This window comes from Candidatus Limnocylindrales bacterium (genome assembly GCA_035559535.1).
Lineage (GTDB): Bacteria > Moduliflexota > Moduliflexia > Moduliflexales > JAUQPW01 > JAUQPW01.
Map to the genome: position 1 here is coordinate 62,262 of DATMBG010000022.1, position 13,016 is coordinate 75,277.

Below are 13,016 nucleotides of genomic sequence, written 5' to 3' on the forward strand. Positions count from 1 at the left end.
ATTTTCTTCCTTGACAACTCTATAAAATCCGTCTAACATAAGGTTTTTATAAAGTAAGAACTGAATCATCCCGAAAAGGACTTAGAGTATAGATTCTTATGCCAACATTGGAAATGAACGTGAAAAAACTAATCCTTTTAACACTGCTCCTTTCCTTAAGTACTTCTTGTACTACAAAATCTCAAAAAGTACCCCAAACTTCCTTACCTGCCAGGGAAAAAACTTCTGCCTCTTCTCCGCAAGTTTCTTCATCAACTCCTTCAAAATCAAATCCCGAAACTCCCCATGGAATTCCGGCGGCTCTTTCTCAATTGGATCCGGAACAACTTTCAGCAACTCTAAAGAACCCTACAGAAAATAAAGAACCCTCCCTCCTATTGTCTGAAGCTTCCCAATCTCCCCGACCTTCTCCGGCAGATCGGATGAAACCTAAAATAAAACAGTTAGAGACCCCTGAAGTTCCTCCTCCAGTTGAACCCTTTCCTTCTCCCCAACCGGCTCAACCCCAACCGGCTCAACTCCAACCGGCCCAACCCCAACCGGCTTCCCCATCCGAAGCAGCTAAAAAAGAAGCAGGTACTGTAGAGGATCGGGGGGTAGCTTTTAATTTTGACAATGTAGACATTAAAGACTTTATCGATACGGTCAGTGAACTTACTGGTCAGAATTTTATCTTATCTCCTGGTGTGAGTGGAAAAGTCAGTATTATAACTACGGGACGTATTCCCAGGGAAGATGTTTTTAATGTTTTGGAGTCTGTGTTGGAGGTAAATAATCTTACGGTAGTTAAATCGGGACAGTTTTATAAAGTTGTACCTATTGCCATAGCCCGGCAGAAAACAATCCCGGTAGAGACAGGGAAAGAGGTCAAGGACGGAGATCGGGTCGTTACCCATATCGTTCGTTTAAAGTACATCTCACCTGCCGAAGCTATGAACGTCTTGGGACCTTTTATCTCCCAGACCTCTGGTAATCTTCATCCCTATCCCAAAGCTAACATCCTTATCATTACAGACTTAGCCTCTAATGTTCGGAGATTACTGGATATTCTGGAACAGATCGATGTAAATATTTACGAGAGACTTCAAATTGAGATTTTCTATATCCGGAATGTGACGCTAGAAGATTTGGTTAAAGAGTTGGAACAAATTTTATCGGCTATTCCAGATGGAGCCGCTGCAGCCGGACAGGGGGGAATGGTCACCAAATTTGTTCCTATAGCTCGATATAATGCGCTCATGCTTATTACTTCTTCTCCAAAAGTAACCCAGTTGGTGAGGGAATGGATTAAAATTCTGGATCAACCGGCTAAAGAAGTGGCTCGTCGTAATTATATCTATTACGTAAAACATTCGAAGGCTGCTGATCTGGCCAAAGTTCTGGAAGAGCTTTATCGAGGGAAAGCCGGAGAGCGGGCCACCGTTACGACAGCGCCCACGACCACCCAGAGAAGGGAGGAACGGCCTACCCCGCGATCGGCGGTACAACCTCCGGGTACCCAACCCGGTCAGCCCGGGCAACCTCCCCGTACACCCCAACCGGGGCAACCTTCGGTTCCTACCGAGGGCCAGCCTTCCGCTGTACGAGAGGGAGAGGTCTTGATTGTAGCAGATGAGCTAACGAATTCTTTAATCATTCGTACCTCTCCGGCCCAATACCAGGCGATTAAAGAACTTCTCGATGAACTGGACCTCAGGCCGCCTCAGGTTTTAATAGAAACCCTCATTGTCGAAGTTAGCCTGGATAAAAGTACCCTCTTCGGCATTCAAGGAACTCTTCTGGGCCAGAACCAACTGACCATAGGGGGAGAAACCAATTCTTTTCAATCCCAGAGTCGAACGGTATTCCCGGATGTAACTTCCTCCAATACAGGTTTTACCTATGTTCTCGAAGCCGCCGGAAGGCTTGCAGCCCAATTACGGACCCTGGCTACAGAGAACAGGGTTAAAGTTTTATCGAATCCCCATATCCTGGTACGGAATAATGAGAAGGCCACGATTCAGGTGGGTGAGGAAATACCTATTTTGTCGGGAGTTTCTACCGTTCCTACCACGGGGGCTGAAGGGACTGTGACCAATCAATTCATTAATTCGGTTCAGTATCGAGACATAGGGATTATTTTACGGGTAACTCCCCGTATCAATAAAGAAGGTGCCGTGGTATTGGATATCGAGCAGGAGGTCAGTAATGTGCAATCTGCTTCTTTTGGAGATACACGATCCCCTTCCTTCGGAAAACGTAATTCATCGACTTCTGTAGTGGCTCAGAATGGACAAACTCTTATTATCGGAGGGCTCATCCGGGAGAATCGAAATCGTAACGAGCAGGGGGTTCCCGGAGTGTCCCGAATCCCTCTATTGGGAAGATTATTCAAAAGTGAAAATGCTTCTTTTAGTAAAACCGAATTGCTTATTTTGGTTACTCCTCAAGTACTCGACACCGTCCGGGATGGAGATAAAATGACCTATGAATTTTCACAAAAGATCCAGGCCCTTCAGAAGTTTTTTGATAAAAGCAACGAGAATGATTTAGCTAAAATCCTTAATTTCTTAAAATTGAAAAACGAAACTTCACAGACTCCTGTACAATGATATTTTATATCCAACGGTATTTCATAACATAACCTGTCATTGTAAGGTATCCGTATCAATTTAGTAGGTTAAACGTCTCGTTTGACTTTAGGTAGAAAAAGAAACACCCCCCTGACCCCCCTCCAGGGGGGACTGACATAGGGTTGCTGCTGATGAAGTCCTCCCTGGAGGGGGGTCAGGGGGGTAGTCAGACAGAAAAAGTAACCCCTACTAAATTGTTACAGTTACCATTGGCGTTCCCTTGAGGGATCCAGGAGCCTGCATATTTTATACGTTTAATTACAAATCTGTGTTAGAAGATGTTTAGAAAATTACTCCTTTACCTTTGTTTATTGGTTCTTGCTTCCAAACTCCTGATGGGTTGTGGAAAACCGGGTGGGAAAAATAACTTTACCTCTTCCCAGGTAACCGTGGTTTCCATTACCGATACATCCGGCAAGGTTCCTCTTCAATCCGATGTAGTGACCAATGGCTTTCTAACCGATGACGTAGCCACCGTCACCGTCCGAAGTCAGTCCGTGGATCAGAATGGTCCCACAACGCCCTTTGAACCGGGTCCTTTGGACAATATCGTTCTCAACCAGTATCGGGTTGATTATTTTCGTACCGATGGGGGTGCGGTTCCGGCTTCGTTTAATGGAACCATGAATCTCTTTCTGGCTCCCAACACCGAAGCCTCCACCAATATCGTTATTGTAAGGGCTTTTGATAAGAACCGCTCTCCACTGGTAGAATTGAGAGAGGGAGGGGAAATTTTTGCGACGGTAACCATTACTTTATTTGGAGAAGACGGATTTGGCAATGATATATCTACCAGCGGTTCAATTAATGTTTCCTTTGGTAATTTCCCAGATCAAGGAGGGGTAGGACCTGCACCGGTTCCCACTCCAAATCCCCTTCCAACAGCCTCACCGACGGCGACTCCGACCCCTTAAAAATTTATGAAAGATAAAGGAGTAAAGTCCCGCAGGGATGGCCTGTTTATAGCTCACAACACAAACCATAGGACCCCATGCCAGAGAAACATCCAAGCTCCATAGGAGCGCTCGGTAAAGATTCCATACGCCATCGTCCTATTGGAGCTTGATGGGATGGTTATTTACACTTCCTCTGGTTGCTGTCAGGGCTTACAAACAGGTTACCTGCCTGGGCTTCTGAAGGTTAGCCGGGTACTGAATGCTTCTCCGGGATTTTTGAGAGGGCCAGGCCCTTTAGACGGTCAAGACCTGAACTGAATTCCCTGACTTTATTGTCTTTCCTCTTTAAGAGTTTGCCAGGACTTCCTCAATGGCCTGTTTAATACGTTTTTTGGGATGTGCTCCGATAAGCTGTTCAGCCACCTCGCCATTTTTAAAGATCATCAGAGTCGGGATACTGACAATTCCATAACTTTGGGCCGTGATGGGATTATCATCCACGTTTAACTTCCCAAATTTAACCCGGCCACTGTATTCCTCACCCAATTCTTCTACAATGGGGGCCACCATTCTACAAGGTCCACACCAGGGTGCCCAGAAATCTACAAATACAGGAAGTTTCGATTCGAGAACTTCTTCCTTAAATCGGGCATCGGTCAAGGTTACAATTTTATCACTCATATCCTCCTCCTTTTAAATTAACAACGAATAACTCCCTATGGACAATTGCCGGTTACTTTCTTTTATATTCTGCAGTGACAATAGATTTAATTCCACCTCGAACATTAAAGTCCCCCACAACTGTCATACGAATAGGTTGACAGGCTTCGACGAGATCATCTAAAATTTTATTGATAACATGCTCATAGAAAATCCCTTGATTTCGATAAGAAAAAAGATAAAGCTTCAGGGATTTGAGTTCAATGCATTTCTGGTCAGGGACATATTCAATTTTGATGGTCCCAAAGTCCGGTTGTCCGGTTTTTGGACATACCGAAGTAAATTCAGGACAGATCATGGAGACCGTATATTCTCGTCCTTTGTATTGATTTTCAAAGGTTTCTAGCATGGATCAATCTCCTTATTTTTTTTACCACGTATTGAACTCCTCCGGTACGATAATAATATAACAACTTTTTGGCATAATAGCCAAGGGGTCTGGAAAGGGTGGGATAAGCCGGAAGTTGACCCCTGAGAATTTTATCCGGCGCTTTTTCCGGCCTTTCACAAAAATGTTCCAGGGGGGCTATAATTTTTTCCCATCTGAGTTGAGGAGCTATCTGGGACAATTGGGCTTTACAGTGCTCCCGCAGCGAGGGTTCGTCTACCATTCGAAGAATGGCCTGTTTCAACTCCTCAATATCTCCAGGACTTACCAGAAGACCCAACCGGTTATTTTCTATCCAACTGCCTAACAGATCTCCTCGGGTGGCAATAATGGGTAAACCTGCCCAAATGTAATCTAAAATTCGGGTTCTAAAAGAGAACTCGGTTTCAATAGTATGGGTATGGATACTGATCCCGATATCTGCTTCTAAAAGGTAATTCTCCCTTTCCTGGTAGGGAACCCAATCATTAAAGAAAACAAACCGGTCATATAAATTTAAACTTTTGGCCAGTTCTATAGCCTCTCGAGCCTTTTTCATCTCGGAAACTTCCAGGGAGGGATATTTAACCCCCATAAAGAAAAGTTTAATATTCTTTCGTTGTTCACAAATGCGTTTCATGGCGTAAATCAAGGTAATCGGATCAAACCAATTCCAGAGACCGCCACCCCAGAGAACTACAAAGTCGTCTTTTCCAATGGTTTTATAAACTCCCTTAAGCACCCTCCTGGAGAGTCGTGGAGGAGATGAAGGAATACCGAAAGGAACCACATCAATCAGCCGACGAAACGTTTTATCCTGCTGATAAGTTACCGGATTTAGTCGATTAAAAGCCCCTAACATCCCGAGCCAGAAATCCCTTTGTTTTTCACTGGCACAAAGGAAAAAATCCCCATGCTGCAATTGCTGAATTTGGGTTGCTAAGCTGAAATTGTGGAGAGCCAAAGTCTCTCCTTCCTTCAGATTCGTATAAATTTCCAGGTTTTCCAGGAATACCGGATCATACAAATCGATAATGAGCGGAGCTTTTTGTTTAAGGAGGAAAGGATAGTGATAGCTCACCAGGCCTTGAAGGAGGATGGCATCTGCTTCTCTTGCAAGAAATTCCAGGGTTTTTTTTTCAGATGGGTATAATTGGACGGTAAGAGGTAATTGAGGGAGAAGGGAGGATATTTCCAGAGTTGGGGCAGCCAGGAAGATGGAATGTTTCAAGGCAAGCTGTTTGGTAAATTCCCAATAGCGAATGGCCGGCCCGGTCATATTCGCACCGATAGAAATAGGAGAAATAATGAGGATTTTGGCCATTTCAGGTTTTTTAAACAAAAAAGCCTGAAGGGTTATAAACAATCCTTCAGGCATCCCTTAAAAAGGGTTAGTACCTCGGCGGGGGATCTTTACCCTCCTCTTATCTCACGCGTAAAGTCTCTGGAGTGAAAATCGTAGGGCCAGACCTCTGACCGGTAATGGTAATATCATCGGTACGTTCAATTTTAAGCTTCTCCAATTCGGCTGCCATAAGGGGAGAGTCTTGCAGGAGGATAATTTTGCCTTCTGTGGTCCTGACAACATGGAAACGGTTCTTGGCCTCTTTTTGACAGACCCCCGGCTCGAGTTTTAACTCGGTTCCTTCCAAATGTGCGCAATAGAGTTTCCCTCTGATGGTTTCTTTTTCTTCTGCTGCCATAGTTTTTCCCGCCGCAATGACTAACATGACAACTACCAGCATCGATATAATCTGCTTAGACCTGAACACCATACGTCACCTCCTGTATTTCCTTAAATAAAGTTAAATGAACCCTTTCACCTTATACCTTAACTCTTCTTAAACACCTACAAATAGAAAAGCCCAAAAGCACCCCTCTTCTCGGCTACTTTCAGGCTTCCTCAGGCTTTAAAAGAAAACTCCTTATCTTACCCGAAGAGTCTCCGGGGTAAAAACCGTAGGACCTTCTCTTTTACCCGTAATGGTTACATTTTTCTTCTGTTCTGCAGTAAGTTTCGGTAAATCTTTCAGAGCCTCGGTTTCTTGCAAGAGGATAAGCTGACCATCCGGGGTTTTGACCACATGGGCTCCATGGTCCTTACCTCCCGGGCAGACACCTGGTTCGAGTTTTACCCCATCCGCCGTCGGTAATACACAATAAACATGTCCTTGAACCACTTCTTCTTTCTTCTCCTCCGCAGCTCCGACAAGACCTGCTGTCAGCACGAGCAAAATGACTGCAAAAGCAATAATGTAGGAATTACGATAAAACATAATTAACCCTCCCTAATTCTGTAGCAGATCCTAAAATCTTCTTATCTTCAGGATCTGTTAGGTCTTTATAAGATGATAAACCAAAAAGCCTATCAGAAATTCTCTTCCATCCTCTCCAGGCTTTTAAGTTTATCCATTTCAAACTACCTGTTGAGCCATGGCCATTTAACGGCCTCTGGGGTAAAAGTGGTATTACCGGTCATTTTACCCTCAATGGTTACATTTTTCTTTTCTTCCGCTGTAAGCTTGGGGATATCTTTCAGGAGAGAAGACTCTTGCAAAAGAACCAACTTACCATCCTTTGTTTTAAGAACATGGGGATGGTCCCCTCCAGGGCAAACCCCCGGTTCGAGTTTTACTCCTTCAGCCGTCGGCAGGACACAATAGATATGCCCCGTAATGGACTGTTTCTCCTCCGCTGCTCGGGCGACCGTAGCTGTAAGTATCAGAAGAACCACAACTCCTACCGCTAAAGTCTGTTTAAAACCAAACATCATGATTTATACCTCCGATTTAGACCCAGATAAGTCATGATAGGGTGAAGGATTTACCTTCTATAACATCTTTATTTACTTACTTTACAAGTACTAGACTACGCTGAAGATTTCTACCTGTCAAGTCAAAATTTTTTACGGTAACTATACCAATTTAGTAGGTGTCACTTTTTCTGTCTGAACACCCTCCCATCCTCCCCCTCCAGGGGGGGGGGGACTAACAGAGGGTTGCTGCTACTGAATCCCCCTCCCAAGTTGGGAGAGAAGGATGGGGCGTGAGGGAGGTGTTTCTTCTTCTACCTACTAAACGGTCATGACCTGTTAGGTCGCCACAAAGCGTGAAAATCGTATGGGTACAGATTTTTTTATCACCGGGATGAGCCTTTGTAACCCAAGGATATGGGCAGTACCTGGGGGACAAAACCAGGCATCTGCCCATTTTACGCTTTAGAGATAATTTTTAGAAGGTATAGTAAATGGATAGACCACCCTTAATAGCCGTGTCATCACCGGCAGCACTGTTATCGACAAATTGACCGGTCAGAGGATCTAAGAACACACCGCTTTTTCCGGTTACATACTCACCCGGGACCATGAAATCAAATTCACCATTGAGTACGGTGTTGTCGTTAATGCGATAGGTGAAGTAGAAATCGACTTCATTGCCAATGGATTTATCTTCAGTTCCATCAAAGAATCGAGGACCTCCAAAGATACTCTGGGTCCCAAAGAAGTGATCTTCTACCGCTCGAATGTTCAGATATTCTACTCCAAGTCGAAGGGGCGTTCCTGCAAAGGGTTCCGCCGAGGCAAAGAGCTTAAATACAATGGAGTTAGCCGGGTTGCCGTGGCCGGTGAAGCCGTTTACGCTGTTATCAAAGAAGAGTCGAGAATAAATATAATCGGAGTTGATGACCTGGTGCTCTTCATTCTTATCCCGGGTCTTGGGATCATCTCCACTGGCATAGGTAAACTTTGCACCTATATTAGCTTTGGCAGCAGTGAGATTATAGGAAACAGTACCATCCAGGGCGAATCCCCTCAGATCCACATCCCCGCGGAATTGATCTTTTATCTTACCGGTAGAGACTACACCTTCTGCAATATAATTCAGACCACCCGACTTACCTACGACATTGAGGTCAAACCAAGTGGTGGTAACCTTATCCCCTCCGTAGAAACCGAAGAAATTAGGATCTTGAACCGTACCGGGGAGACCGTTGGGGAAGGTCGTAAATCTGGGATCCCCTGTAGGACTGGGGCCAAAACCACCATCGGCTGCTGGCGGACCACCCACATGGGTATCACCACTTTTCCCGAGTGCCGTAGCGAAACCATCAAAGGTTGCACTCCCATTGATCCCGCTCTTGTTAAGCTCGTAGATCACATACCCTCCAATGGTCAGGTTGGGATTAACCGGAATGCTGGCGTTAAAACCATAAGCATCGGCATCAAAATCGGTCCCGAGACCTCCTTCCTGAAGTTTCATGGTAAAGAAATAGCCATCAAATTTATCCGGTACGTCAATTCGGATCTTGGTACCCGGAGCATCCACAAAACCTACAACCAGGTGATTGGGTCCCAGATCAAACCCGGGAACTCCGGCAATAACGGACAGGTGTGGAGAAATCTGTGGGATTCTTACATCCACATAAGCTTCCTGGGTGATAATATTGACACTATCCCCACCAAAACCACGACCTTTCCAGTTACCACCGATTACAGGATGCCCGTTTGAATCGATAATGTTTCCACCGGCACCAACTTCCTGGGCCCCCAGGTTTCCAAAACCGGGGAATTCGCCAAAGTCTCCACTGCTACCTGCAACACCGTTATCATTGGTTCGTAAGAATAATACCGCCTTTACATTGTCACTGGCCTTGGCGGTCATAATGGATTGAAACCTCAAGTCAAAAACGGTTAAGGTATTATCATTATTCCTGTTGAAATCCAGATCGAGAAACCACCATCTGGTTCTAAAATCTCCACTAAACGTCACTTCCACACCAAAGGATTTAGAAGGAAAGAATATGGCTATATTTATGACTATCAGGGCTAAAGCTAGATACAGTTTTAAAGCTTTCATAATGACCTCTCCTTTTTTCCTTAGAAATTTAAGTTAACTATTATTACGAACTACCCAGAGTTGGTCAAACAACTACTATGAAACTTCAACAACCTAAAAACTGATAAATCTAACTGGCTCTAAGCTTATCCTTACGTTACTTATCCCGTTTTTTAATCACCTCCTCTTTCTAAGAAACTTTGAGTTTAAAAAACATAATCAAAGACTGCTGATTGGGAAGGAAAAAGCCTTCATCTTGATTAAGTCCTACGACCAGCAGATCAGATCCGGCTATTTCTCCGGGTACTAACTGATAATCTGAAATATAACTATCCAGGACCGGGGTTGCATATTGTTCTTGAAAAGAGATACCATTCCATTTTAAAACCGCCATCTGTCCTTTTTGATAGGACACAGCCCCTCGGAGTGGGCGAAACGGAGCGATGTTTTTCCGTAGAATTACCTCAGGAATCCCATCCCGATCCAGATCTTCGGTCAAAATTTTTTCTTTAACCGTCAGACGCCAAACTCCCTGAAAACCTTCCCTTGTTTCATTAACCTGCAAGATGGTATCTGCCGTTTCCTGGTCCCGGGTCTGGAGGAATTCGAGCCGAGATCCTCCATAGAATTCCTTACTTCTCCAGATAAGCTTTCCTCCCGTTCCATAGAACTTTAGATGATCCTCCTCATCTAAAAAGAGAACTTCAGGGTCCTTCCCATCCTTCAGGTTAAACCATATAGATCCATAAATATCTGCCTTGCCCGGCAGAGAGAGATCACGGGTCATCTGGTAACGATTATCCCGCCATTCATAGATCATCAGGTTTCCAAAAAAAGGTCGGTCGGTTCCCAGATGTTGGGCCAAAAGCTGAGGAGGTTCCTTTGGGTTTTTCAAAACTCGGAAATAGAGATTTTGGTCCTGGGCAATCCGTTTAAATTCTCCCTGTTGATATTCTAAAACAAAAGAAGTTAATCGCCCTTTCCTCAAATCGGTTACGAAGATTTCATCCTTTCCATTTTTATTAATGTCGCCAACCCCCACAGAGATATAATTGGCTTCCCCAGGTCCCCGGTCTATATAAAGTTCTTCCAATTCAATCTGATTTCCATTAAAGGACTCGGGCAATCGATAAATCTGGACCGAATTACGTCCGATAATAACGATTTCCTTACGACCATCTCCGTACAAATCTCCCACATCCAATCCACGGATTCCAAAGGGGAAGGCCTGACTGCGACCAACTTCCTCTATCTCCCCTCCTTTGCGGGAATCTTGTTTAGAGGGTCCAGGCGTTTGAGGCTTTACCGAAGAACCAGACAGCTCAGATTTTCTCTCAGGGGCTTTCTGAGTCTGGGAAGGCCCAGAAGCAGGAGAAAGGTCCTCGCCTTTCTGGGTTTCTGCTTCTCCGTGTCCTTCTGTAGCAATCTGTTCAGTAAGAACCAAGGGTACAGAAGCCTCCAGTATCGTAGTCCCATCCTGAGCAGAAAGAAGCCGGCTCATTAAAATCCACTTTTCCCCTTCCTGCTGAATTACCCCATCCAACAGATAAGCCGATTTTAGCTGTTCAGCCAGTTCCTTAATACCCTTTTGATCCAGAATCTGGTCAGGACGAATCCCTTTTTCCTTCAAAGCCTTTTCAACCTCTGCTCCCTGGATGACCTCAACCACTCCGGCCATCTGCAATTTCGCGGCTATCTCTCTTTGCAGAGGTGTAAAATCAACCGAAGATAACCTGATGGAATGAGAAAAGAAGGGAAGAAGGGCCAGGGTCATTTTACCCGCAAGGAGTTCAACCCGGTCTTTAGGCTCGATTGTCTGACCTTTTTCGATGGATAAAATGGCAGCTACCGAATAGTTCTGTTCTATCTGGGTTACCTGAAGAGTCCCAATGTTCCGTTTGGGCGTCCCTAGAGTTTGCCCTGTAACGGGATGTTTCAACTCCTCTTCTTCGCGATATACCTTTAATTTCGAACCTATCTGAACTCCATCTTTAGCGGTTAAATCTATGTAAACTTCCTGATTCCTAACAGAAACAACAAACCCTGTTGCCGTAGATTCCCGACTCGGAAGTCTTGAGCGAATTTGAGACACCAGGGTATCTGTAATTTCCTGGAGGTTTCCTAGGGAAGGAGTTATAGAGGTACTTTGGACGGGTTGTTCCTCTGGAGAGGAAGTCCGTTTTTGGGAAGAAGAGAGAGGTGATGGATATTGTGCCTTGCTGGATTCTTTACCTTCCAGTGTACTCCTTGAGCAAGAGGCAACTCCCAAGATACCTGTTAAGAGAAATAAAATAAACTTCTTGTTCATAAAAGCCAACTCAATTTATTAATTATTCACCCTAGAGACACAGGGATACCGGCCTCTGGAACCCCAGTTCTTGTTGAGTAAATTTACTTATAATAAATTGATTCCAACAATCCTGAGCCAGACCGATAACCCGTTTTCCTACAAGAACCCATCATTTTCTTCCTTTACCTGTTGTCTATTCAAATCCTTATCTGTATTTTTGTGTATGCCTCTAAGGTTCAATAATTGTCGCCCGAGTAAGGGGTATCCTGTTTTTCTTTTTAAGTCAAGTACAAAATTAAAAATTTACACAAAAATTTATCTTTGAATACTGCTACTCCCTCCTGCCAGAACCTGTTCTAATTCTTCCCTGGTGATAAACGCCATATCGCCTGGAATGGAGTATTTTAAGGCAGCCAAAGCATTCCCATACCTCAAAGCTTCTGGGACCCCACCCCGGGAATATCCATACAAGAACCCGGCATTGAAAGCATCTCCACCTCCCAACCGTTCGATGGGTTTTGCTTTGAAAGGTTCTCCCCGAAAGAATTTTCCTTCCTGGAGGGCTACTGCTCCTTCTGCCCCTACGGTCATGGCAATGACCTCGCATTTAAATCGCTCCATAAGACGTTCCAGGATTTCTTCATAGGAGCCTGCAAGCTTGAAAACGGTTCGGACATCGTTATAAGTTATAAAGAGGATTTGGGCCCTGGCACAAAAGCCGGATAAGACCCTTTCGGCTGCTTCGGGTGACCATAATCGGGAACGGTAGTTAAGATCAAAGGAAGTTTTGATCCCGGCGTCTCTGGCAAAGTCCATCATTCGAGACGTAATGATATAACAATTCTCACTGAGGGCCGGGGTAATACCCGAGAGGTGAAGGAGCTCACCCTGGGTCAGAAGGTTATAATCGATTTCATCGGGACTCATCAGGGCAATGGCCGAATGATTTCGATCATAGATAATTTGGGAAGGTCTGGGTTCTTCACTGACTTCCAAATAAAAGACCCCTACTCTTCCCTGGGAAGTCCAGCGGACCTGAGACACATCCACTCCATGAAACCGAAGCTCATGGGCAATCCTTCGTCCCCAAGGATTATCGACCAGCTTAGAAAGCCAGAGCACCTTCCACCCCAGGCGGGCCAGGGCTACTGCTACATTGGATTCAGAACCCCCCACATACACATTTAGCGAGGTGCACTGCTCTAATCTCTGCCCTGGATGGGTAGAGAGTCGGATCATGGTTTCGCCAAAAGAAATAAAGTTGTATAATTTCATAGCCAATAGTATATCTATCCT

Annotated in this window: 11 protein-coding genes; 2 read left to right on the forward strand and 9 right to left on the reverse strand. The window is 44.8% G+C overall.

Annotated features, from left to right (window positions below):
* The first annotated feature begins 98 nt into the window (after window positions 1-98).
* On the forward strand, window positions 99-2,591 hold the full coding sequence (gspD, locus tag VNM22_07065; GenBank protein HWP46907.1) for a type II secretion system secretin GspD: 2,493 nt from the start codon (window positions 99-101) through the stop codon (window positions 2,589-2,591).
* Window positions 2,592-2,890: 299 nt separating this feature from the next.
* Window positions 2,891-3,526 carry a hypothetical protein gene (locus VNM22_07070; GenBank protein HWP46908.1) on the forward strand — a complete coding sequence of 212 codons (636 nt, stop codon included), beginning with the start codon at window positions 2,891-2,893 and terminating at the stop codon, window positions 3,524-3,526.
* 327 nt (window positions 3,527-3,853) lie between these two features.
* Here VNM22_07070 and trxA read toward each other — a convergent pair whose 3' ends face one another.
* The 9 genes from trxA to VNM22_07115 form a co-directional block, all read right to left on the reverse strand.
* Window positions 3,854-4,189: a thioredoxin gene (trxA, locus tag VNM22_07075; protein ID HWP46909.1), complete on the reverse strand. Its 336-nt coding sequence runs from the start codon at window positions 4,187-4,189 to the stop codon at window positions 3,854-3,856.
* 52 nt (window positions 4,190-4,241) lie between these two features.
* Window positions 4,242-4,577, reverse strand: a complete 336-nt coding sequence (gene queF, locus VNM22_07080) for a preQ(1) synthase (protein ID HWP46910.1) — start codon at window positions 4,575-4,577, stop codon at window positions 4,242-4,244.
* Window positions 4,561-5,973 (reverse strand): glycosyltransferase family 4 protein, encoded by a 1,413-nt coding sequence (locus VNM22_07085; GenBank protein ID HWP46911.1) that lies wholly within the window; start codon window positions 5,971-5,973, stop codon window positions 4,561-4,563. The genes queF and VNM22_07085 overlap by 17 nt, the downstream gene beginning before the upstream one ends.
* Window positions 5,974-6,019: 46 nt before the next feature.
* Window positions 6,020-6,370: a hypothetical protein gene (locus VNM22_07090; GenBank protein HWP46912.1), complete on the reverse strand. Its 351-nt coding sequence runs from the start codon at window positions 6,368-6,370 to the stop codon at window positions 6,020-6,022.
* Between the two features lie 150 nt (window positions 6,371-6,520).
* Window positions 6,521-6,871 (reverse strand): hypothetical protein, encoded by a 351-nt coding sequence (locus VNM22_07095; GenBank protein ID HWP46913.1) that lies wholly within the window; start codon window positions 6,869-6,871, stop codon window positions 6,521-6,523.
* A 143-nt stretch (window positions 6,872-7,014) separates the two neighbouring features.
* Window positions 7,015-7,368 (reverse strand): hypothetical protein, encoded by a 354-nt coding sequence (locus VNM22_07100; GenBank protein ID HWP46914.1) that lies wholly within the window; start codon window positions 7,366-7,368, stop codon window positions 7,015-7,017.
* 457 nt (window positions 7,369-7,825) lie between these two features.
* The gene (locus VNM22_07105) at window positions 7,826-9,451 is read right to left on the reverse strand and encodes a hypothetical protein (GenBank protein HWP46915.1); all 1,626 of its coding nucleotides are present in this window, start codon (window positions 9,449-9,451) and stop codon (window positions 7,826-7,828) included.
* Between the two features lie 169 nt (window positions 9,452-9,620).
* Window positions 9,621-11,738 carry an FG-GAP-like repeat-containing protein gene (locus VNM22_07110; protein HWP46916.1) on the reverse strand — a complete coding sequence of 706 codons (2,118 nt, stop codon included), beginning with the start codon at window positions 11,736-11,738 and terminating at the stop codon, window positions 9,621-9,623.
* 297 nt (window positions 11,739-12,035) lie between these two features.
* On the reverse strand, window positions 12,036-12,995 hold the full coding sequence (locus VNM22_07115; GenBank protein HWP46917.1) for a sugar kinase: 960 nt from the start codon (window positions 12,993-12,995) through the stop codon (window positions 12,036-12,038).
* Window positions 12,996-13,016: the final 21 nt, after the last annotated feature.